This window comes from Streptomyces sp. NBC_01498, assembly GCF_036327775.1.
In the GTDB taxonomy this organism is placed as follows: domain Bacteria; phylum Actinomycetota; class Actinomycetes; order Streptomycetales; family Streptomycetaceae; genus Streptomyces.
The window spans coordinates 3,900,406-3,922,483 of the sequence record NZ_CP109598.1; the positions used below are offsets into that span (position 1 = coordinate 3,900,406).

The 22,078-nt window shown below is 70.3% G+C and carries 21 protein-coding genes and 1 pseudogene; 6 read left to right on the plus strand and 16 right to left on the minus strand.

What is annotated here, in order from left to right; genetic code table 11:
- The first annotated feature begins 277 nt into the window (after positions 1–277).
- The gene (locus tag OG875_RS16620) at positions 278–1,111 is read left to right on the plus strand and encodes a hypothetical protein (RefSeq protein WP_330175004.1); all 834 of its coding nucleotides are present in this window, start codon (positions 278–280) and stop codon (positions 1,109–1,111) included.
- 105 nt (positions 1,112–1,216) lie between these two features.
- The gene (locus tag OG875_RS16625) at positions 1,217–1,426 is read left to right on the plus strand and encodes a hypothetical protein (protein ID WP_330175005.1); all 210 of its coding nucleotides are present in this window, start codon (positions 1,217–1,219) and stop codon (positions 1,424–1,426) included.
- A gap of 234 nt (positions 1,427–1,660) precedes the next feature.
- On the opposite strand, the gene OG875_RS16630 is transcribed toward OG875_RS16625, so the two are convergent.
- Positions 1,661–2,041 (minus strand): metal-sensitive transcriptional regulator, encoded by a 381-nt coding sequence (locus OG875_RS16630; protein WP_330175006.1) that lies wholly within the window; start codon positions 2,039–2,041, stop codon positions 1,661–1,663.
- 212 nt (positions 2,042–2,253) lie between these two features.
- On the opposite strand from OG875_RS16630, the gene OG875_RS16635 reads away from it, so the two are divergent.
- The gene (locus OG875_RS16635) at positions 2,254–2,874 is read left to right on the plus strand and encodes a DUF47 domain-containing protein (RefSeq protein ID WP_330175007.1); all 621 of its coding nucleotides are present in this window, start codon (positions 2,254–2,256) and stop codon (positions 2,872–2,874) included.
- 5 nt (positions 2,875–2,879) lie between these two features.
- Positions 2,880–3,878: an inorganic phosphate transporter gene (locus OG875_RS16640; protein WP_330175008.1), complete on the plus strand. Its 999-nt coding sequence runs from the start codon at positions 2,880–2,882 to the stop codon at positions 3,876–3,878.
- 367 nt (positions 3,879–4,245) lie between these two features.
- On the opposite strand, the gene pstB is transcribed toward OG875_RS16640, so the two are convergent.
- From pstB to OG875_RS16700, 12 genes and pseudogenes are all read right to left on the minus strand, one after another.
- Positions 4,246–5,022: a phosphate ABC transporter ATP-binding protein PstB gene (gene pstB, locus OG875_RS16645; protein WP_330175009.1), complete on the minus strand. Its 777-nt coding sequence runs from the start codon at positions 5,020–5,022 to the stop codon at positions 4,246–4,248.
- 53 nt (positions 5,023–5,075) lie between these two features.
- Positions 5,076–6,149: a phosphate ABC transporter permease PstA gene (gene pstA, locus OG875_RS16650; protein WP_330175010.1), complete on the minus strand. Its 1,074-nt coding sequence runs from the start codon at positions 6,147–6,149 to the stop codon at positions 5,076–5,078.
- The gene (gene pstC, locus OG875_RS16655; protein ID WP_330175011.1) at positions 6,146–7,147 is read right to left on the minus strand and encodes a phosphate ABC transporter permease subunit PstC; all 1,002 of its coding nucleotides are present in this window, start codon (positions 7,145–7,147) and stop codon (positions 6,146–6,148) included. Before pstC ends, pstA begins: the two co-directional genes overlap by 4 nt.
- Positions 7,148–7,246: 99 nt before the next feature.
- Positions 7,247–8,386: a phosphate ABC transporter substrate-binding protein PstS gene (gene pstS / locus OG875_RS16660; protein ID WP_330175012.1), complete on the minus strand. Its 1,140-nt coding sequence runs from the start codon at positions 8,384–8,386 to the stop codon at positions 7,247–7,249.
- Positions 8,387–8,947: 561 nt separating this feature from the next.
- Entirely contained in the window at positions 8,948–9,403 is a 456-nt protein-coding gene (locus OG875_RS16665; protein WP_330175013.1) for an NUDIX hydrolase, read from the minus strand.
- Positions 9,400–10,422: a CHAD domain-containing protein gene (locus OG875_RS16670; RefSeq protein ID WP_330177771.1), complete on the minus strand. Its 1,023-nt coding sequence runs from the start codon at positions 10,420–10,422 to the stop codon at positions 9,400–9,402. Before OG875_RS16670 ends, OG875_RS16665 begins: the two co-directional genes overlap by 4 nt.
- 58 nt (positions 10,423–10,480) lie before the next feature.
- A complete protein-coding gene (locus OG875_RS16675) occupies positions 10,481–12,712 on the minus strand; it encodes an RNA degradosome polyphosphate kinase (RefSeq protein WP_330175014.1) in 2,232 nt (743 codons plus the stop codon).
- Positions 12,713–13,149: 437 nt separating this feature from the next.
- Positions 13,150–14,181, minus strand: coding sequence for a hypothetical protein (locus OG875_RS16680; RefSeq protein WP_330175015.1), 1,032 nt, complete (start codon positions 14,179–14,181; stop codon positions 13,150–13,152).
- A complete protein-coding gene (locus tag OG875_RS16685; RefSeq protein ID WP_330175016.1) occupies positions 14,178–15,101 on the minus strand; it encodes an ABC transporter ATP-binding protein in 924 nt (307 codons plus the stop codon). Before OG875_RS16685 ends, OG875_RS16680 begins: the two co-directional genes overlap by 4 nt.
- A gap of 191 nt (positions 15,102–15,292) precedes the next feature.
- Positions 15,293–15,676 (minus strand): annotated as a pseudogene (locus OG875_RS16690) (GntR family transcriptional regulator); the annotation flags it as partial.
- Positions 15,677–15,822: 146 nt separating this feature from the next.
- Positions 15,823–16,743 carry a mycothiol synthase gene (gene mshD, locus OG875_RS16695; RefSeq protein ID WP_330175017.1) on the minus strand — a complete coding sequence of 307 codons (921 nt, stop codon included), beginning with the start codon at positions 16,741–16,743 and terminating at the stop codon, positions 15,823–15,825.
- Positions 16,744–16,781: 38 nt separating this feature from the next.
- A complete protein-coding gene (locus OG875_RS16700) occupies positions 16,782–17,180 on the minus strand; it encodes a hypothetical protein (protein ID WP_330175018.1) in 399 nt (132 codons plus the stop codon).
- Between the two features lie 152 nt (positions 17,181–17,332).
- On the opposite strand from OG875_RS16700, the gene OG875_RS16705 reads away from it, so the two are divergent.
- Together OG875_RS16705 and OG875_RS16710 are read left to right on the plus strand one after the other, a co-directional pair.
- The gene (locus tag OG875_RS16705) at positions 17,333–19,165 is read left to right on the plus strand and encodes a bifunctional metallophosphatase/5'-nucleotidase (RefSeq protein ID WP_330175019.1); all 1,833 of its coding nucleotides are present in this window, start codon (positions 17,333–17,335) and stop codon (positions 19,163–19,165) included.
- 290 nt (positions 19,166–19,455) lie between these two features.
- Complete coding sequence (locus OG875_RS16710; RefSeq protein WP_330175020.1) at positions 19,456–20,010, plus strand: carbonic anhydrase; 555 nt, start codon at positions 19,456–19,458, stop codon at positions 20,008–20,010.
- Between the two features lie 85 nt (positions 20,011–20,095).
- Here the strand turns inward: OG875_RS16710 and OG875_RS16715 are convergent, their stop codons facing one another.
- From OG875_RS16715 to OG875_RS16725, 3 genes are all read right to left on the minus strand, one after another.
- A complete protein-coding gene (locus OG875_RS16715; protein ID WP_330175021.1) occupies positions 20,096–20,461 on the minus strand; it encodes a DUF4180 domain-containing protein in 366 nt (121 codons plus the stop codon).
- The gene (locus OG875_RS16720; protein ID WP_330175022.1) at positions 20,454–20,972 is read right to left on the minus strand and encodes a helix-turn-helix domain-containing protein; all 519 of its coding nucleotides are present in this window, start codon (positions 20,970–20,972) and stop codon (positions 20,454–20,456) included. Before OG875_RS16720 ends, OG875_RS16715 begins: the two co-directional genes overlap by 8 nt.
- A gap of 467 nt (positions 20,973–21,439) precedes the next feature.
- Positions 21,440–22,060, minus strand: a complete 621-nt coding sequence (locus OG875_RS16725; RefSeq protein ID WP_330175023.1) for a hypothetical protein — start codon at positions 22,058–22,060, stop codon at positions 21,440–21,442.
- Positions 22,061–22,078: the final 18 nt, after the last annotated feature.

The window sequence follows — 22,078 nt, forward strand, 5'->3', positions numbered from 1 at the left end:
TGTCGGGACGGACCACTTCCGGACGGGCGGCGGCGAACAGGCGAAGAGCACCAAATGCCCGAAGCGGGCGAACGGCGGCCGGCGGGCAGTGCGGGCAGTGCGAGCAGTGCGAGCAGTGGGAAACAACGGTCGGCGGTCAGCGGGCAACGACGGTCAACGAAGGTCCACGAAGGTCCACGAAGGTCAACGGTCGTGGAAGGTCCAGAAAGTCAACGGTCAACGACGGCGGACGACGGACGACGGCAAGCAACGGTAGGGCGTTGGGGGTTGGCAGGCGATGGTGCAGCAGCACAGGCGGCGCAGGGGCGTGGCGGTCGTCGCCGCCGCCGTGACGGTGGCGGGGGTCGTGACCGGGACGGCGGGATGCTCCGGGAGTGAGGGTGCCGCGGCCGACGACCGGCCCACCGGTGATCCGGCGGCCGTCCTGCGGTCGGCCGACTCGCTGGTGGAGGCGGGCAGTTCCAAGGCCCGGACCTCGCTGGTGATGGCGACGGGCGGGACGCGCGTGACCATCAGGGGCGAGGGCCGGTACGACTTCCGGAAGCGGATGGGGCATCTCTCGGTCGTCCTTCCCCCGGACCCGGCGGGCGCGGACGCGCACCGGCCGATCTCCGAACTGCTTGCTCCCGCCGCCCTCTACATGAAGAACCGCGGCGCCGGGGTGCCCGACGACAAGTGGGTGATGCTCGACTCGACCACCCTCGCCGACGGCAATCTGGTCACGGGCGGAGCGACCGATCCGCTGACCGCCGCCGAACTGCTGCGCGCCGGGAAGGACGTGGTCCTCGTCGGCGAGGAGGAGCTGGCCGGAGTCCGGGTGACGCACTACCGGGGCGTGACCGATATCGGCCGGGCCGCGAAGCGGGCGGCGCCGTACGCGCGCGAGGCGCTGGCGGCGGCGGCGCGCGGATTCGCCGACGACGTCGTGCCGTTCGACGTCTATCTGGACGACGAGGGGCGGCTGCGCAAGGTCCGCCACCAGTTCAGTTACCGGAATCAGGGCCGTACGGTCGCCGTCGCGTCGACCACGCTGCTGTACGAGTTCGGGGTCCCCGTAGGGGTGCGGCTCCCCCCGAAGGACCAGATCTTCACCGGGAAGATCACGGTGTAAATGGTCCGGACGTGCCATGCGCGTCACGCCTCATCCTCCTTACCCTGGGGAGTCGGCAGTCGACACCGCCAGGAGGACGACACCGGCAGGAAGAGGTGAACGCACGTGGCTCCGTTGCGCACGCCCACCGTCCAGGACCACGTGGCCCTCGCCGAGATCGAACTCTGCGGAGAGCTGATGATCGCGGCGTCGGCCGCGGACGGGGACCGGCTCAGCGCCGACCGTATCGACGAGGTGCTGAACGTGGGCGCGGACCGGGCGGGCACGGACCGGTCGGGCGCGGACCACGCCGAGAGATCGTCCTGCCGGTGCTGAGCACCGGCAGGCGCGGGTCCCCGGGGCGTGATCGTCCGTAGGAGGGTCGTACGCGGCAGGTTCCGTCCCCAGGAAGGTCCCCGGGTCAGGTCGGCGGCGAGTCGTCCGTGGGGCGGGGGGTACGTCGCCCGGACACCCGTACCCCGCAGGTCACAATCCGCTCGCACAATCCGCTCGCACGACCCGCTCGCACGACCTGCGAGGACGGAAGCCCCAGGGGGCCGGACGCCCGGGTCAGGTCCGCAGCAGGCGCGCGATCGCCTTCGTGGCTTCCTGGACCTTCTCGTCGATCTCGTCCCCGCCCTTGACCGCCGCGTCCGCGACGCAGTGCCGCAGATGCTCCTCCAGCAGTTGCAGCGCGAAGGACTGGAGTGCCTTCGTGGAGGCCGAGACCTGGGTGAGTATGTCGATGCAGTAGACGTCCTCGTCCACGAGCCGCTGGAGGCCGCGGATCTGGCCCTCGATCCGGCGCAGCCGCTTGAGGTGTTCGTCCTTCTGCTGGTGGTAGCCGTGGATTCCCCGGTCGTGATCGGTGACGATCTCGTCGGCGGCCGGGGTGGCCGTGGCGGAGGTCGCGTCGCCGGTCGCCGCGCCGGCCGCCTCGGTGGTCGTCATCGCGTCCTCCAGGTGAGGGGTTCGTATGAAATGTCCATTATGGGAGTAAATACCCCAGGTAGGTATATGATACCCAGTCGCCCGCGTAGGGGCAGGGGCACGTCATGATGGTCGTGTCCGATGCAGCACACTGAAGGACGCGGGTTACCCGTGGCCGGATGATGCGCTTAGCATCACCCCTGACCGAATCCGATGTAACCCGAGGATCACCCGTGCGCTTTCGTCTGACCCCCAGGGAGACGAGCTTCTACGACATGTTCGCCGCGTCCGCGGACAACATCGTCACGGGCTCCAAGCTCCTCATGGAACTCCTCGGAGCGGATTCCTCCGCCCGTGCCGAGATCGCGGAACGGATGCGGGCGGCGGAGCACGCGGGGGACGACGCCACGCACGCGATCTTCCATCAGCTCAACTCCTCCTTCATCACGCCGTTCGACCGCGAGGACATCTACAACCTGGCTTCGCAGCTCGACGACATCATGGACTTCATGGAGGAGGCCGTCGACCTGGTCGTCCTCTACCAGGTGGAGGAGCTGCCCAAGGGCGTCGAGCAGCAGATCGAGGTGCTGGCGCGGGCGGCGGAGCTGACCGCCGAGGCGATGCCGCACCTGCGCACGATGAACAATCTCACCGAGTACTGGATCGAGGTCAACCGCCTGGAGAACCAGGCCGACCAGATCCACCGCAAGCTCCTCGCCCACCTCTTCAACGGCAAGTACGACGCGATAGAGGTCCTCAAACTCAAGCAGATCGTGGATGTGCTTGAGGAAGCCGCCGATGCGTTCGAACACGTCGCGAACACGGTGGAGACGATCGCGGTCAAGGAGTCCTGAACCTCGTGGACACCTTCGCGCTGATCGTGACCATCGGTGTCGCGCTCGGCTTCACCTACACCAACGGCTTCCACGACTCCGCGAACGCGATCGCGACATCGGTGTCAACGCGGGCCCTGACCCCGCGTGCGGCGCTCCTGATGGCCGCGGTGATGAATCTCGCGGGGGCGTTTCTCGGCCAAGGGGTCGCGAAGACCGTCAGTGAGGGTCTGATCGCCACACCGCACGGGCAGCGCGGGATGGGCATCCTGTTCGCCGCGCTGGTCGGGGCGATCGTCTGGAATCTGGTCACCTGGTACTACGGACTGCCGTCCTCCTCGTCGCACGCGCTCTTCGGCGGCATGGTGGGCGCGGCGCTGGCCGGCGGGACGGAGGTGATCTGGACCGGGGTGCTGGAGAAGATCGTCATCCCGATGTTCCTGTCGCCGATCGTCGGTCTCGTCATCGGCTATCTGGTGATGGTCGGCATCATGTGGATGTTCCGGAACGCCAACCCGCACAAGGCCAAACGCGGTTTCCGGATAGCCCAGACGGTCTCCGCGGCCGGCATGGCGCTCGGACACGGGCTCCAGGACGCGCAGAAGACCATGGGCATCGTGGTGATGGCGCTGGTCATCGCCGATGTGGAGGGCCAGGGCGACGAGATCCCGGTGTGGGTGAAGGTGGCCTGCGCGGTGATGCTCTCGCTGGGTACGTACGCGGGCGGCTGGCGCATCATGCGGACGCTGGGCCGCAAGATCATCGAGCTCGACCCGCCGCAGGGGTTCGCGGCGGAGACGACGGGCGCGTCGATCATGTTCGGTTCGGCCTTCATCTTCCACGCGCCGATCTCCACGACGCACGTCATCACGTCGGCGATCATGGGCGTGGGCGCGACGAAGCGCGTGAACGCGGTGCGGTGGGGCGTCGCGAAGAACATCATCCTGGGCTGGTTCATCACGATGCCGGCGGCTGCCCTGGTGGCGGCGGTCTGCTTCTGGATCGTGAATCTGGCGTTCGGCTGAGCGGGGCCGGGGTGGGTGCCTTCGGCCGGGGGTTCGGGGGTTGTCCCCCGGGTGAGCACCGTTGGATTGTGAATCTGGCGTTCGGCTGAGCGGGGCCGGGGTGGGTGCCTTCGGCCGGGGGTTCGGGGGTTGTCCCCCGGGTGAGCACCGTTGGATTGTGAACCTGGCGTTCGGCTGAGCGGGCGGGGCGGTCGCCGTACCCCCCTGATCCCGTTTCCGCTTCCCGCCTCCCGTAACTCCTCCACCCCCACTCCACCCCCACCCCCCCACCCACGCGAATGGGCCCGCCCCCCGAGAAGGGGGCGGGCCGTTCGTCTTGCGGTGGCACCGCCATGCAGCACCGCAGGACGGCTTGGGGTGCCGGGGTCTAGCCGAAGCGGCCCGAGATGTAGTCCTCGGTGGCCTGTACGGACGGGTTGGCGAAGATCCGCTCCGTCTCGTCTATTTCGATCAGCTTGCCGGGCTGGCCCACGGCCGACAGGTTGAAGAAGGCCGTACGGTCCGAGACCCGGGCCGCCTGCTGCATGTTGTGCGTCACGATGACGATCGTGAAGCGCTCCTTGAGCTGGCCGATCAGGTCCTCGATCGCCAGCGTCGAGATCGGGTCGAGCGCCGAGCACGGCTCGTCCATCAGCAGGACGTCCGGCTCGACCGCGATCGCGCGGGCGATGCACAGCCGCTGCTGCTGGCCGCCGGAGAGGCCGGAGCCGGGCTTGTTGAGGCGGTCCTTGACCTCGTTCCAGAGGTTGGCTCCCTTGAGGGACCGCTCGACGACGTCCGCCAGTTCGCTCTTGCGGTACTTGCGGTTGAGCCGCAGACCGGCCGCGACGTTGTCGAAGATCGACATGGTCGGGAACGGGTTGGGCCGCTGGAAGACCATGCCGACCGTGCGGCGCACGGCGACCGGGTCGACGTTGGCGCCGTACAGATTCTCGTCGTCCAGCAGGACCTTGCCCTCGACGCGGCCACCGGGCGTGACCTCGTGCATGCGGTTGAGGGTGCGGAGGAACGTGGACTTGCCGCAGCCGGACGGGCCGATGAAGGCCGTCACGGAGCGGGGCTCGACGGTCATGGAGATGTCGTCGATCGCACGGTGGGAGCCGTAGTACGCGGTCAGGCCGCTGACGTCGATTCGCTTGGCCATGTGAATCACTGCTTTCTGCGTGACCCCGCTCGGCGGAGCCGGATTTCGGGGCCTCAGCGGCCGGTCTTGGGAGCCTTCCAGCGGGCGATCGAGCGAGCCACCAGATTGAGGAGCATGACGAACGCGATGAGGACGAGTGCCGCGCCCCAGGCGCGCGCGACCGAGGCGTCGGTGCCGACCGAGTACTGCTCGTACACGTACAGCGGCAGTGACGACTGGGTGCCCTCGAACGGGTTCGGGTTGATGAGCTTCGTACCGAAGACGAGCAGCAGTACGGGCGCGGTCTCACCGGTGATACGTGCCACCGCGAGCATGACGCCCGTGGTGATGCCGCCGATCGCGGTCGGCAGGACCACCTTGAGGATCGTCCGCCACTGGGGCACACCCAGTGCCAGGGACGCCTCGCGCAGTTCGTTCGGGACGAGCTTCAGCATCTCCTCGGTGGAGCGTACGACCACCGGCATCATCAGGATCGCGAGCGCCAGGGCGCCGGCGAATCCGGAGAATCCGAAGTCGAGCATCACGATCCACACCGAGAGGACGAACAGACCGGCCACGATCGACGGGATACCGGTCATCACGTCCACGAAGAAGGTGACGGCGCGGGAGAGCCTGCCCTGTCCGTACTCCACGAGGTAGACGGCGGTGAGCAGACCGATCGGCGTGGCGATCAGGGTGGCGATCGCGACCTGTTCGATGGTGCCGAGCAGCGCGTGGTAGACGCCGCCGCCCGGGTCCGTGTCGAGGAGTCCGCTCATCGAGTGGGACAGGAAGTACCCGTCGACGACTCCGGAGCCCTTGCTGATCGTGGTCCACGCCAGGGAGAGCAGGGGGATCACGGCCAGCAGGAAGCAGACCCAGACGAGGCTGGTGGCGACCTGGTTCTTGCCCTGCCGGGGGCCTTCGACCCTGGCGGTGATCAGGTAGGTCCCGCCGATGAAGATCAGCGCGGCGAGCAGGAGCCACTGGATCTTGCTGTGGAGTCCTGCCGTCACGCCGATGAGGCAGCCCAGGGCCAGCGCGCCGGCGGCGATCGCGAACGGCGACCACCGGGGCATCCGGGCCCGGGAGAGCGAGCCCTGGGGTACCGGGGCCTTGGGGCGCTGGTCCTGAAGGGTGTGGCTCATGCGTTGGCCCCCGAGTACTCCTTGCGGCGGGCGATGATCGCGCGGGCCGCGCCGTTGACCAGCAGGGTGATGATGAAGAGGACGAGACCGGAGGCGATGAGGGCGTCCCGGCCGAATTCGTTGGCCTCGTTGAACTTCGCGGCGATGTTCTGCGCGAAGGTGCCGCCGCCCGCGTCGAGCAGGTGGAACGACAGCAGGAAGCTCGGCGAGAGGACGACGGCCACGGCGATCGTCTCGCCCAGCGCGCGTCCGAGGCCGAGCATCGAGGCGCTGATGATGCCGGAGCGGCCGAAGGGCAGGACCGACATGCGGATGACTTCCCAGCGCGTGGCACCGAGGGCCAGGGCGGCCTCCTCGTGCATCTTCGGCGACTGGAGGAAGACCTCACGTATGACGTTGGTGATGATCGGCAGGATCATGATCGCCAGCAGGATGCCCACGGTGAACAGGTTGCGCGGGATGCCTTCGTTCGTCTTGTCGAAGATGTACGTCCAGGCGAAGTACTCGTCGAGCCACTTGTTCAGGCCGTCGAGGTACGGGACGAGGAAGACGGCGCCCCAGAGGCCGTAGATGATGCTCGGTACGGCTGCCAGCAGGTCGACCAGGTACGCGATCGGCACGGCGAGCCTGCGGGGCGCGAAGTGCGAGATGAACAGCGCGATACCGATGGCGATCGGGACCGCGATCACCATGGCGATGATCGAGCTGACGAGGGTGCCGAAGGCGAGGACGGCGATACCGAAGGAGACGGGGTCTCCCTGCGGGTTCCACTCGAAGGTGGTGAGGAAGTTCGTCTCGTCGTCGGAGATCGCGATGGCCGCGCGCCAGGACAGGAAGATCGCGATGGCGGCCATGATGACAAGCAGGGTGATGCCGGAGCCCCGGGACAGGCCCAGGAAGACCCGGTCGCCGAGCTGCTTCTTCGCCTTGGGGGCGCCCGAGTTGTCGAGCGACGGCGGCGGTGGTGGGGAGTTCGTGGGCAGAGCTGTTGTTTCCATGCGTCTTCTCCGGTCTGCTGAGCCGGATCGCGGCTCCTGGCGGCGGTGCACCGGAAGACGTGGCCGGCCCCCCGACTGGGGGCCGGCCACGTCCGGGGGTCAGGACAGGGTGGGGACGATCTCGCGGACCTTGGCGGCGATCTCGGTCGGGAGCGGCGCGTAGCCGGCCTCGCTCAGGACCTTCTGGCCCTCGTCGCTGACGGTGTAGTTGAGGAACGCCTTGACACCCGGCAGGGTCTCGGGCTTGTTGCCCTTGTCACAGGCGATCTCGTAGGTCACCAGGATGATCGGGTAGGCACCCTCGGCCTTGGTGGCGTAGTCCAGCTCCAGGGCCAGGTCGTTGCCGGTGCCCTTGACCTTGGCGGCGGCGATCGCCTTGGAGGCGTTCTCCGTGGTGGCCTCGACGGGCTCGCCCGCGCCGGTGTCGACCTTGACCGTGCTCAGGCTGCTGGCGGTCGCGTAGGAGAGCTCGAAGTAGCCGATGGCGCCTTCGGTTTCCTTGACGCTGGAGGCGACGCCGGAGGAGCCGCTGGCGGCCTGGCCGCCCTTGGCCTCCCAGGACTTCGAGCTGTCGTCGTAGCCCCAGTCGGACGCGGCGGCGGCCTTGAGGTACTTGTTCAGGTTCTGCGTGGTGCCCGACTCGTCCGAGCGGTGGAACGCCTGGATCGCCGTGGCGGGCAGCTTCGCGTCGGGGTTGAGCGTCGCGATCGCCTTGTCGTTCCACTTGGTGATCTTCGAGTCGAAGATCTTGGCGAGGGTCGGGCCGTCCAGGATCAGGCTGTCGACGCCCGGCAGGTTGTAACCGATCGCGACGGGGCCGCCGACCATCGGCAGGTTGATGCCCTTGCCGCCGGTGCAGACCTCTTCGGAGGCGGTGACCTCCTCCGGCTTGAGCGCGGAGTCGGAGCCGGCGAAGGCGACCTGGCCCTGGGTGAACTTGGTGATACCGCCACCGGAACCGATGGGCTGGTAGTTGATCTCCACGTCCGAGCACGCCTGCTGGAAGTTCTTGACCCAGAGGTCCATCGCGTTCTTCTGGGCGCTCGAACCGGCGGCAAGGATCTGGCCCTTGGCGTCGTCGCACTCGATGGTGGAGGTGGCGGCGGTCTTGGTGTCGCCCCCGGTGCTGGGGTCCGCGGTGTTGTCGTCCGAGCCGCACGCCGTGAGAACCAGGGCGCCGGAGACGGCGAGGGCACCGAGCGCGGTGGCGCGCAGCCGGTTCTTGCGCTGAAGCTTCACTTCGGGTAATTCCTTCCAGAAGCCGCCTGTGTACGGGTATATGTACTTCTACGGCGGCGTGCGTCCATGTGATGAGTCCGGCGGTGTACCGGTCACCGTGTAAGGCCGAAATTAGGCAGATCAGGTGAAGTGGCCGACGGGTGGGAGTGAACGGGAGGTGAACCGTGACGGTCAGCCTGGTGCGGCCCCGGCCGCGCGCGCGTCCCGACACGGCGTACCCACCGAGAAAGTGCGCCTCATGGGGTCAGGCACCGGGGACCGGGCCCGCCGCCCCGGCCCGGACCGGCCGCCGCGCGTGCGGTGTTCGGGTCGGCCGCCGCCCGTGTCGTGTTCGGTTGGGCCGCCGTGCGTGCGGGTGCGGAGGTGTGCGCCGCGCGTGCCGCGTTCGGGTCGGCCGCCGTACCTGCCGTACCTGCCGTACCTGCCGTACCTGCCGTACCTGCCGTGCTCCGGTGGGCCGCCGTATGTGTCCTACGTGCCGTGTGCGGAGGCGTACGCCGTCGGCCCGGTGACGGGGGCGGCCGCCGTCGCGGTGGCGCGGGGCGCCGGGGAGTCCGGCCGTCACGCCCCGTCGGGGGACGCGGGCAGCGAGTCCAGCAGCGCGTCGATGAGGAAACGGTCGCGGGGCTGGGTCAGCCGGGTCCGGGCCACGGGCGGTGGGAGCCACAGGACGCGGTCCACCTCGTCGTTGGGCACGAACGCGCCCTCCGTCGCCTCGGCCGCCCAGTAGACGACCTCCTTGGGGCGGCCGTTGGCCAGATAGCTGACCGTGCCGAGGCGGGCGCCCGGCGCGCAGTGGTGCCCCGTCTCCTCCAGCACCTCGCGCAGCGCCCCCGCCAGGGCGTCCTCCGCGTGCTTCAACTTGCCCTTCGGATGCGACCAGTCGTCGTACTTCGGCCGGTGGACCAGACAGATCTCGGTGCCGTCCGCGCGGTACGGCGACTTCCGCCACAGCACGCAGCCCGCCGCGAGGACCGGTGCCGTGCCCGTCGTACGGATGCCGCCCGTTCCCGTCATGGCGCGGTCACCGCCCTTCGCTGCCAGGTCAGCTGGAAGTCGTAGCGCGCCGCCTCCACCTCGTGGCGCTGGTCCGCGTGCAGCACCCCGAGCGCGTACGCCGTCGCCGGGGCGATACGCGGGGTGCGGGCGGCGTTCGCCGCGGCTGCCGCCGCCTCGGCCGCGTCCCGGTGCCGGTCCAGTGCGTGGCCCGCGTCGGCGAGCAGCGGGTCGGGGGCGGCGCCCGTGGGCCGGACCTCCTGGGCGTACCGGTGCAGCCGGAGCAGGAGCCGCACCTGGTGCCAGGGCGCGTCCTGGGCCTCGCCGTCCGCGGGCGTGGCCAGGCCGTGGACCAGGGCCTCCGCGTTGTACGGGTGCGCGGCGCGCGTCAGCGGCAGCGCGGACACCGCGTCGAGGAGTCTTCGTTCGGCCGCGCCCGCCGGCCCCGTCAGGATCTCGGCCGCCGGCGCCCCCGCGACCGGGGCCAGCGGTACCTCGGAGGCCAGTACGGCGACGGCGTCGGCCACCGCGTGGAAGCGGGACGAGCCCAGCGCCTGGAGTGCCGCCGAGTGCGACCGCGTGCGCTGGAGGGTCAGCTGCCGCTCCAGCAGCGCCCCGGCGCGCGACGCCCCGACGGTCAGTGCCCCCGGGGCCGCCGTCCCACCCGCGCCGGCCCCGCCGCCCCGGCCGGCCGGTACCGCCGCCGCCCCCGACAGCCGCGCCAGCGCCGACACCAGCCGGTGGAGCCGGGCCGTGCACGCGTACTCCTGCGCGAGGGTCCCGGACAGCCAGCCCAGTTCCGTACGGAGCTGGTCCGCCCACGCCGGGTCGAGCAGGACCCGGAACGTGTGCAGGGTGCCCGCGATCCGCCGCGCCGAGCAGCGCAGCGCCGACGCCGCCTCCTCGGCGGCGGCCGTGTCCGACCCGCTCTCGCCGTATCCCCGCAGGCTGCGCAGGAAGTCCCCGCACCGGGCGTTCAGATACCCGGCGAGCACCTGCCCCGCGGTCGCGTCGAACGCGTCGCCGGGCTGGTCGGGCAGGGCGGGGCGGGCGGGGCGGGCCGGGCGGGCCGTTCCGACCGAGCCGGCGGTGTCTGCTTCATGGTGCTGCACGCCGGCGCCTCCGGGCGTCAATGAGCATTTCCTGTACGTGCCGCAACGGCTGTCCGTCCGCGTCGACGGAGTGCCGGGTCCAGTTCCCGTCCGGGCCCAGGTGCCAGGAGGAGGTGGTGTCCGCCATGCCGCTCTCCAGGAGCCGGGTGATGGCGGCGCGGTGCGCCGGGTCGGTGACCCGTACCAGCGCCTCGATACGGCGGTCGAGGTTGCGGTGCATCATGTCGGCGCTGCCGAACCACACCTCGGGCTCGCCCCCGTTGCCGAAGGCGAAGATCCGGGAGTGTTCGAGGAAGCGGCCGAGGACGGAGCGCACCCGGATGTTCTCCGACAGGCCGTGCACGCCGGGGCGCACGGCGCAGATGCCCCGTACCCAGATGTCCACCGGCACGCCCGCCTGCGCCGCCCGGTAGCACGCGTCGATCACGGCCTCGTCGACCATCGAGTTGACCTTGATGCGGACGTACGCGGGGCGGCCCGAACGGTGGTGCGCCGCTTCCTTGTTGATCCGGGTGATCAGCCCGTCGCGCAGGGACTTGGGTGCGACCAGCAGCCGCCGGTACGTCTCGCGCCGGGAGTATCCCGACAGCCGGTTGAAGAGGTCCGAGAGGTCCGCGCCGACGTGCGGGTCGGCGGTGAGCAGTCCGAGGTCCTCGTAGAGCCGTGCCGTCTTCGGGTGGTAGTTGCCGGTGCCGACGTGGCTGTAGCGGCGCAGGGTCTCGCCCTCCTGCCGGACCACCAGCGAGAGCTTGCAGTGCGTCTTGAGCCCGACCAGCCCGTACACGACATGGCAGCCGGCCTCTTCGAGCTTGCGCGCCCACTTGATGTTCGCCTGCTCGTCGAAACGGGCCTTGATCTCCACGAGGACCAGGACCTGCTTGCCCGACTCGGCGGCGTCGATCAGCGCGTCGACTATCGGGGAGTCGCCGGACGTCCGGTACAGCGTCTGCTTGATCGCCAGGACGTCCGGGTCGCCCGCCGCCTGCTCCAGGAACGCCTGGACGGAGGTGGAGAACGAGTCGTACGGGTGGTGCAGCAGCACGTCCCGCTCGCGCAGCGCCGCGAATATGTCCGGCGCCGAAGCCGACTCCACCTCGGCGAGATCGCGGTGCGTGCCCGCGATGAACTTGGGGAACTTCAGCTCCGGCCGGTCCAGCGCGGCTATCCCGAACAGCCCCGTCAGGTCCAGCGGCCCCGGCAGCGGATACACCTCGGCGTCCGACACCTTCAGCTCGCGCACCAGCAGGTCCAGCACGTACGGGTCGATCGACTCCTCGACCTCCAGCCGCACGGGCGGGCCGAAGCGGCGCCGCATGAGCTCTTTCTCCAGCGCCTTGAGGAGGTTCTCCGCGTCGTCCTCCTCCACCTCCAGGTCCTCGTTGCGGGTGACCCGGAACATGTGGTGCGCCAGGACCTCCATCCCGGGGAACAGCTCCTCCAGGTGCGCCGCGATGATGTCCTCCAGCGGCACGTACCGCTGCGGGGACGCCTCCAGGAAGCGCGTCAGCAGGGGTGGGACCTTGACCCGGGCGAAGTGGCGGTGGCCGCTGACGGGGTTGCGGACGACGACCGCGAGGTTGAGGGAGAGGCCGGAGATGTACGGGAAGGGGTGGGCGGGGTCCACGGCCAGCGGCGTCAGGACGGGGAAGATCTGCTGCCGGAACAGGGTGAAGAGGCGGGCCTGCTCCTTCTCCGTGAGGTCGCCCCAGCGGATCAGGTGGATGCCCTCGTCGGCGAGCGCGGGGGACACGTCCTGCTGGAAGCAGGCGGCGTGCCGTGCCATGAGCTCCCGGGACCGGGTCCAGATCAGGTCGAGGACTTCGCGGGGCTGGAGCCCGGAGGCCGATCGGGTGGCGACACCGGTCGCTATCCGGCGCTTGAGACCGGCCACGCGGACCATGAAGAACTCGTCCAGGTTGGACGCGAAGATCGCGAGAAAATTCGCCCGTTCGAGTAGGGGGGTCGCGGGGTCCTCGGCCAGTTCCAGCACGCGTTCGTTGAAGGCGAGCCAGCTGCGTTCGCGGTCGAGGAAGCGGCCCTGGGGCAGCGTGCCGCCGCCCTGCCGGTCGTCGTCGTCCTGCTCGTAGGCGTCGAGATCCGCGTCGAGATCGGGCTCCAGGTCGGACACGGCGGCGGCGATCGTGTGCGGCCGGTGTGCGGCGATGGACCCGACGGACGGCTGCGGGTGGACCGGGCTCTCGGCAGGCTGCTGGCTCATACCTCCATTGTTCCGCGCCGAAGGCGCGACGGGCGCGTCGGAACCGGCAGGGGCGAGGAAGCCGCCGGGGGTGACGCGGAACCGGCCGTTCGGCGTGGGGGGCACAGCGGGCTGCATTCCCAGAGACTCGCAACCCCGTCTGAATGGCCGGTAACGGCGGGATGACGTGCAGGGAAGCGGGGCGGGGCTCCACGGGGGCGGGAGGCGGGGCCGGACGCCGGGCGGGGCACGGCGGGGCGCGGTCTGTCGGGCGGCTGTACGAGGGGAACACACAGGTGAACGGACGGGGCCGGGCCGCCCGGCGTACGGCGCGGTACCGGCCCGCGCCGTGCCGCCGGGCGGCACGGCCCCCGGGGCGCCGCCCGCTTCCCCGCGGCGGGCGGCACCCCGGAAGCCGTACGGCCTCGGGCGGGACCCGGCGGGCGCCCGGCCGGAGGTCACCCGTGGCGTCGGCGCACCACCTGGAACGCGGCGAAGGCGCACCCGGCGGCGAGGGCGAGCACGATTCCCGTCTCGACCAGCTGGAGGGGCCAGAAGTGCGAGGCGGGGTGGTGGTCGACGTAGTGGCCGGTGACGCCGAGCTCCCGGACGCAGGCCAGTCCGTCGCGGACGGCGGTGTCGCACGGCCGGAGACGTTCGTGAAGGCTGTTCCAGCGCTCCCCGTCGGCCGTGATCCATCCGCCGTCGAGCATCCAGGACTCGTCGCCGATGGCCAGGGGCCGGCCGTCGAGGGGGCCGGTGGCGCTCCGCGACGGCCAGAAGTGCCGCCTGGTGTTGTCCAGGACCAGGATGATTCCGCCGAGCCCGAGCACCGCGACGGACATCGCGGGAACGGTGCGGGCCACCAGCAGCCCGATCAGCGCGCCGAGGGCGATCCCGAGCAGGGCGTACGCGACGGGGACGGTGCCGAGCGCGACGTACTCGCGGGTCTCGAACCAGTGCGGTGCGAGGTACTCCGGAATCCACGACGCCACCCACGCGCGGGCAGCCGTCAGCGGCGGCACGAACAGCAGGACGAGCACCACGGCCGGCAGCAGCTTCGAGGCGAGCCAGCGGGTCGGGCCGACGGACTGGGTCCAGGCGAGTTTGTACGTCCCCGACTCCAGCTCGCGCGCGACGACGGGACCGGCGAGGAACGCGCCGAGCACCCCGGGCAGCAGCTGGAGGACCAGGCTGCCGTACCGAGTCAGCTGCCCCACGCCGAACATGGCGTCGCTGAAGTCGCGGGCCGATTGATTGCACGCGCGTGTGCCGTGTGAGACGGAACAGCCCGTCGCCGCGAAGTTCTCCGCCGCGTTCCCGGCCCAGATCCGGAACGCGAGCAGTGTCAGCGTGCCGACGACGGCCGCGCCGACGGCGATGAGCAGGGCGGTGCGGTGCTGGCGTACGGAGACCCAGAGGGGACCGCGCAGTCCCCTGCGGGACGGTGCCGGGGCCGCTGTCGGCGGCCGTTCCAGGAGCGCGCTCATGCCGTCACCGCCGGGGCCGTCGGGGCCGTCGCCGTCGCGTGTCCGTCCCGTTCGGCGCTCGGGGTCAGCAGCACGGGCGCGCCCGGTGAGCGCAGATGGGCCAGCAACAGGTCCTCCAGGGAAGGTTCGGCGGTCTCCCAGCCCGGGTCGACCGGGCCGTCGGGGCGTATCAGCGCGGTCAGCCCCCGGCCCACCGTGCGGGACTCGACGACCGTGTGCGGGGCGAGGTCCCGTACGGGCCCGGTGACCAGCCGGTGCGCGGCCAGCAGGTCCTCGGTCTCGCCGCCGAGGCGGATCCGCCCGCCGTCGACCAGCAGCAGGTAGTCGCAGGTGCCTTCCAGCTCGGTGAGGATGTGCGACGAGATCACGACCGTGGTCCCGTGCTCGGCGGCCTGGGCCATGAGCGTGCCCATGAGCTGGTGGCGGGCGAGCGGGTCGAGGTCGGCCATCGGCTCGTCCAGCAGCATCAGTTCGGGCCGTTTGCCGAGCGCGAGGGCGAGCGCGACGCGGGTGCGCTGGCCGCCGGAGAGCGACCGGACCCGTACGCCGGGGTCGAGGCGGCCGTCGGCGACGACCCGCTCGGCGGTGTCCCCGTCCCAGCGGCCCGGGTTGAGCTCGTACCCCATGCGCAGGGTGTCGCGGATCGTCAACTGCCCGTAGAGGGGCTTCTCCTGGGCGACGTAGGCGATCCGCTCGCGGGCCTCGGCAGGGCGTTCGCCGAGGACCCGTACGACGCCCTCGCCGGCCGGCAGCAGCCCGGCCGCCGCGGCGAGGAGCGTGGACTTGCCCGCGCCGTTGGGGCCGACGACGGCGCAGATTCGTCCGGCGGGCACCCGGAAGGAGCAGTCGCGCAGGGCCCAGCGGCCCTTTCTCCGGTAGCGCTTGCCGAGGCCGGAGGCTTCGATCGCCGCGGCTGTCATGAGAGTTCCCCGTTCTGTTCCCGGTGGCTGGACCGGTCCGTGTCCCGGTCGCTGTTCCGCCGCTCGGTGGCGGCGTGTGCGTCGGCGGCGGCGGTGAGGCCCTCGTCCACGACCGAGGTGAAGCGTTCGTCCACGACGGAGGTGAAGCGTTCGTCCACGACGGAGGTGAAGCGTTCGTCCACGACCGAGGTGAAGCGTTCGTCCACGACGGAGGTGAAAAGCGCGGTCAGGTCGTCCTTCTCCAGCCCGCCCGCGCGGGCGCGTTCGGCCCACGCGACGAGTTCGGCGCGCAGCTCGCCGCGCAGGGCGCGGTGGTCGGCGGAGTCGCCGCCGAGGGTGGCGCGTACGAAGGTGCCGAGCCCGCGCCGTCCCTCGGCCAGGCCCTCGCGTTCGAGTTCGCGGTACGCCTTGAGGACGGTGTTCGGATTGATGGCCGTGGCCTCGACCACCTCACGGGCCGTGGGCAGTTTGTCGCCGGGCCTGAGCAGTCCGAGGCGCAGGGCCTGTTTGGTCTGCTGGACGATCTGGAGATACGTGGAGACGCCGCTGCGCCGGTCGATGTGGTACTCGATCACCCGCAGCACCCTTTCACTAGTTAAGTAGTGAAAGCATGGGAGAGAGAAGGGGCGGTGTCAACTCCACCGCCCCTACGGGGACTTCGGCCGGGCCCCGCGGCGCCCCCGTGGCTCTGCCGGGCGCCCCCGCGACTCCGGCGGCGCGCCTACGACTCCGTGCGGTACATCAGGTCCACCTCGTGCGTCGTGAAGCCCAGGCGCTCGTAGACCGTCACGGCCGCCGTGTTGTCCGCGTCGACGTAGAGCATCGCGGTCGGCAGGCCCTGCGCGGCCAGGTGCCGCAGCCCGATCGCGGTGAGGGCCTTGCCGAGCCCGCCGCCCTGCGCGTCGGGGCTGATGCCGACGACGTACACCTCGCCCAGCTGTTCGGCGGTGTGCACCTTGGTCCAGTGGAAGCCGACGAGCCGGCCGTCCCGCTCGGCGAGGAAGAAGCCCTTCGGGTCGAACCAGGGCTCGGCGATCCGGTCGTCCAGGTCCCGCTGCGTCAGTCCGCCCTGCTCGGGGTGGTGGGCGAAGGCGGCGGCGTTGACGGCGAGCCAGGCGGTGTCGTCCTCGCCGGGCACGAAGGTACGGACGGTGACCCCGGCGGGCAGGACCGGCTCGGCGATGCCCAGGGGCTCCAACGGCCGCCGCAGCTGGCGCAGTTCACGGAACATGCTCAGCCCCAGCACCTGGGCCAGATGCCGGGCCGCCGACTTGCCGCCGTGCGCCCACACCCGCAGCCGCTTCCCCGACGCGGCCAGCAACGCGGCCCCGAGCGCCCGCCCGTGCCCGCGCCCCCGGTACGACGGATGTACGACCAGCTCGGCGGCCGGCGCCTCCACGGGGTCGGTGTCCTCCAACTGGGCGTACCCCAGCAGCTCCCCGCCCACGGTCAGCAGAAAGTGCCGCACCCCGGCGCGCGCGCCCCCGCGCAACTGCAACCGCCCCTGCTCGGACACGGCCTGCACCCCGTCGGACCGCCGGGCGGCGTCGAGCAGCGCGAGGACGTCCCGCGCCTGCTCAGGGGTCGGGGCGTCGAGGGTCTCGATCTGTCGGCTCGCGTCGAGGGCTCCCGTATCAGTCATGCGTCGAGGGTACGGCGCGGGGCGCGCGTTCCCGGGTTTCACCGACGCCCGGCGTCCGCCTCGGGGAGCGGGACCCCTTCGGTGGATCGCCCCGTGCCCGCCCGGGAGCGCGGGACCTTGTCGGCGACCCGGGACAGGTCGTCGGCACCCGGCATGGCCCCAGGGCAATCGTCCAACAGCTTGTTGGACATTTTGCTCCGGCCAGGTGCGCGCCATCTGCTACGCATCTGGATCATCCCGGTGTTGACCTTGAGCTGCGCCCGCGCGTGCGCGCCACGCACCAGGGACTTCAGGTCGTCGACCAACTCGAAGAAGCCCTGCGGCAGTTCGGACGCCTGGGCGGGGACGGCCGCGTTCGCCGTGTTGGTGCTTTCATGGCGTACACACTTCCGTCGTTCAGATGTGCGGTGACGTTCCTGCGCGTATATGTCCGCCATACGGGTGAGTTGTGACGTCTGCCCATTGACGGGCATTGGCAACCAGGTCGTAACCAGAACACCCCTGTTGCTCTACGCGCGTGGAACTTAGGCTGCCCGTCGCAGCTGTTCTCCTCACACAGCTCTCAGACGCGGAAGTAACAAGGGGATCGATGTCAGCGACACCGCAGAAGAATCGTGCGGCCCGGCGTGTGCTCGCCGCCGTGGCCGGACTTGCCACCATAGGCGCGCTCGCCGCCGCCGCCCCCGCCGCCGGGGCGCACGACCGTGGTCACGGTCACGGGCACGGCGGCCACGGTCACGGGCACTCCAAGCCCCGTACCGTGGACGTCCAGCTGCTGTCCTTCAACGACCTGCACGGCAACCTGGAGGCGCCGGCCGGCTCCTCGGGCAACGTCAACGAGATCCAGGCCGACGGCACGGTCAAGGCCGTCCCGGCCGGTGGTGTCGAGTACCTGGCCAGCTCCCTGCGCACCGCGCGCAAGGGCAACCCGTACTCCATCACCGCCGCGGCCGGTGACATGGTCGGCGCGAGCCCGCTGCTCTCCGGCCTGTTCCACGACGAGCCCACCATCGAGGCGCTCAACAAGATGGACCTCGACGTCAGCTCCGTGGGCAACCACGAGTTCGACGAGGGCATGGCGGAGCTGTCCCGGCTCCAGAACGGCGGCTGCCACCCGACGGCCGGCTGCTACGAGACGGGCAAGAAGTTCAAGGGCGCCGACTTCCCCTACCTGGCGGCCAACACCACGTACGAGAAGTCCGGCAAGCCGGTCCTCAAGCCGTACACCGTCTGGAAGAAGAACGGCGTCAAGGTCGGCTTCATCGGCGTGACCCTGGAGGGCACCCCGAACATCGTCACCGCCGAGGGCGTCAAGGGCCTGAAGTTCCACGACGAGATCGAAAGCGTCAACAAGTACGCCAAGGAGCTGGACCGCCAGGGCGTCAAGTCCATCGTCGCGCTCATCCACGAGGGCGGGGCCCCGGCCTCCAGCTCGTACAACTACGACTGCGACAGCCCCGGCCCCGGTGACGGCATCTCGGGCCCGATCGTGGAGATCGCCAAGGGCATCACGCCCAAGGTCGACGCGCTGGTGACGGGTCACACGCACCAGGCGTACGCGTGCACCGTCCCGGACCCGGCGGGCAACGACCGCATGGTCACGTCGGCCTCGTCGTTCGGCAAGGTCTACACGGACACCACCCTCACCTACGACCTGCGGACCAAGGACATCGTCCGTACGAAGGTGCAGTCGGCCAACCACGTGGTCTCCCGTGACCAGGCCAAGGCCACGGACATGACCGACCTGATCGCCCGCTGGAACAAGACGGCGGCCCCGATCGCCGGCGCCCCGCAGGGCTTCATCTCCGCCGACATCAACGGCCGCGGCGCCACCACGCCCGAGACGCCGCTCGGCAACGTCATCGCCGACGCCCAGCTCGCGGGTCTGGCCCCGGCCGACAAGGGCGGCGCCCAGCTCGCGTTCATGAACCCGGGCGGTATCCGCGCCGACCTCGTCTACACCGCCTCCGGCAGTGAGGGCAACGGTGTGGTGACGTACGGCGAGGCGTTCACCGTCCAGCCGTTCACCAACATGATGAACGTGGTCGACCTCACCGGCGCGCAGATCATCACCGCGCTCCAGCAGCAGGTCAGCGGCGCCAACGCGGCTTCCAACAAGATCCTCCAGATCTCGAAGAGCCTCGCCTACACGCTGGACAACACCAAGACCGGCGCCGACCGGATCGTCACCTCGTCGGTGAAGCTCAACGGCGAGGCGCTGGACCCGGCGAAGACCTACCGCGTCGCGATGAACGAGTTCCTCGCGGGCGGCGGCGACGGCTTCGCGGCGCTGGGCCAGGGCACGAACAAGCTGGTCGGCCCGTCCGACCTGGACCTGTTCAACGCCTACCTGGCGGCGAACTCCACGGCCACCGCGCCGCTGGCGCCGCCGGCGACGGGCCGGATCACGATCATCTCGTAGCGGTCACCAAGGTCACCGCACAGCGGTCACCACATAGCGGTCACCAGTACGTAGGCCACTGCGTGCGGGGACACCCAGGGCGGCGGGACGGATTCACGTCCCGCCGCCCTTCGTCGTGCCCGGCGGCAGGAGGAGGGACCCGCGGCGCGTCGGCGCGTCGGTCGGCGGGCCGCCGTGGGGGGTGGGTGACCATGGCCCGGGGCGGGCGCGGCCGGCATGGGCCTGGCCGGCCCGGTCGTCCCCCCGTGCCACGCCCCGCCCCCGCCCCCGCCCGAGGATCTGGAGTCGTCGTGACCGACATCCCCGAACTGGTCCGGCGCAACGCCGACTTCGTCACGGGGGAGTTCCGTGACGGCCCCCTGTCGATGAAGTCCACCGGCGACATGATGATCATCGGCTGTGTGGACCCCCGGGTGGACCCCGCGTACATCGTCGGTCTCGCACGCGGCGAGGCCGTCGTGATCCGCAATCCGGGCGGCCGGGTCACTCCCGCGACGCTGCGCGCCATGAACACGCTCAACAAGGTCAACGAGGTCCACCCGGAGAACGCGCCGGACGGGGACTTCACCCTCGTGATCCTCCATCACACCGACTGCGGCATGGCGGGCCTCGTGCCGTACGAAGACGTGCTCGCGGCGTACTTCGAGACCTCGGCCGACGCCCTCGGCGCCATGTCCGTCGGCGACCCGTACGGCTCGGTACGCGCCGACGTCGAGATCGTCCGGCGGGCCGTCCACCGGCCCCGCTACGTGGTCGCCGGCCTTGTGTACGACGTCGCGACCGGAGCCGTCGAGGTCGTCGTCCCGCCGGCTCAGGTTCCACCGCCCCCGGCCCCGCCGGGCTGACCCCGCCCCACAGCCCCCGGCCACTCCGCCGCCCTGGTCACCGGCGGCAACCGCGGCCTCGGCGAGACGGCTCCGGACGAGCGCCCTACCGGCCGAGCCGGGCGATGAGTTCACCCAGATCCGGGACGAACCAGACGTCCCGGCCACGGTTCGACTCGCGTACGAGGTCGGGCAGGGCCTTGCTGGCCCGCAGATGGTGCGAGATGTCCCCGACGACTGCCAGCCGCAGCCGGTAGTTGGCCAGCTTCTGGAGGATCTCCCCGGCCAGGCCGCTGCTGAGGTCGTAGAAACTGTCGTCGAACCGCCCGGCCGGCACCGCGACCAGGTCCGCTCCCGCGTAGGACGAGCTGACCAGGAGGTCGAGCGCGTCCTGCACGGTGGCGATCGGCGGGCCGTCGGCGTCGAGCACCAGCACCGGCACGCCGTGGTACGTCACGAGCGGTTCAGCCACGGTCGGTTCCCTCTCCCTCGCCGGGCAGCAGGTCGTTGCCCGGCCCCAGCACACTGTCGAGCAGGGTGAGCAGATCCGCCGTCTCGGCGGCTTCGCCCAGCACTACGATCTTCATACGGGCCCGCTCCTTGTCGTACACGGTCTGGATACGCAGGGAGTGCGCCGCGCCGCCCCGCGCGGACTGCGCGCTCGCCGTGACGAACGTGCTGAGCCGGCTCGCCGCGTCCGGGCCGACCGAGTCGATCTGCACGATGCTCGACACCTCGACGTACCGCCCTCGCCGCGACGGCGGCGGCTTGGCCCCGGCCGGCTCCTCACCCGCCGACTCCCCAACCGACTCCCCAGCCCTGGTCAGCGCCTCGAAGTCGGCCCGGCTGATCCGGTACTGCTTGCCGATCCGCACGGCTTTTAGCCGCCCGTCCCGCACGTAGTTCCGCACGGTCCGCACATGAAGCCCCAGCCGCTCGGCGACTTCGCCGACGGAGTAGAGCTCACGATCGTCACTCTCCATACGCACGAATATTATCTCAAACTACCGTCGTCTTCGGCTGAAGAGGAAAATAAGGAGTGATGAGGAACTCGCCTTCGGTACGCGCGGTGCCGGGTCGCTGCCATGGCCGGGGCCTGTGCGGACGGGGGTCGAACCGGCGCCGGGCGGTGCCTCAGTGCCGGATCGGGCCCCCGACCGTGACGGGCGCGAGTTGGCCGGTCGCCGGAAGGTTCCGGGCCAGAGCCGGGCCGACATCGACCGGCGACGTCAGACACCGGGGTCCAGACCGATCGGCGATCTCGCCGCCCGGCGCCGACCGCCCGGTGACAGGCAGCTGGTACGGCGTACGCCGCCAACCGGAAGCTCATCCCGGGGCTCACTCGGCATTGGACGCTGTGGCCGTGGAGTTCGGCCCCCAGGGCGCGAATCCGGCGGCTTCGGCCCAACGTTGTTGGGCCGAAGCCGATGTGCGCTCCGTGCCTGACGAGTCAGGCTTGCGGCTCGTCCAGATACAGAAGTGCGGTGATCGTCTTCTTGCACACGTCACAGTGCATCGGAGCCTCGATGCTGGCGAGATCGCACTCGATGGATGTGATGCGGTCCACGACGCCGGAGGTCACCTCACCGTTCCAGGCTTCCTGCCAGCGGAGGGTGTTCGCCTGAAGGCGCGAGACGTAACCCCGAGTCATCTCGTAGAAGGACCGGACGCCGTGCTCCTTCATGTAACCCCAGTTGAACTCAAGGCTTCTGAGTACAACGGGGAACGGGTGGAGAGCTTGTGTCCGGCTCCATGTCTCCAGGACGTCCGCGATGTCGAGCCTTCCCGCTCGCTCGTCCAGGTCGCCCCACATCCCGGACGCGTCGTAGTCGTCGAGCACCTGGTCGAGAATGCTCGCACAATGACGAAGATTCGCCGCCTTCGCCTGGAATAACCGATCGACACCCGCGTGTGTCTGGTCCGAGGGTTCCTTGCGAGCGCGACTGATGGCACGGGTCAACTCTGTGCTCAGCGCTGCCTCGTCGCACAGAGAGTCCCCGAAGCTGAGCCAGGGATCAGGGAACCCCCGCTCGGCGGTGATCCGAAAGATGCGGTCGCCTTGCGTTCCCATCCGCTCCTCCTTGGGACG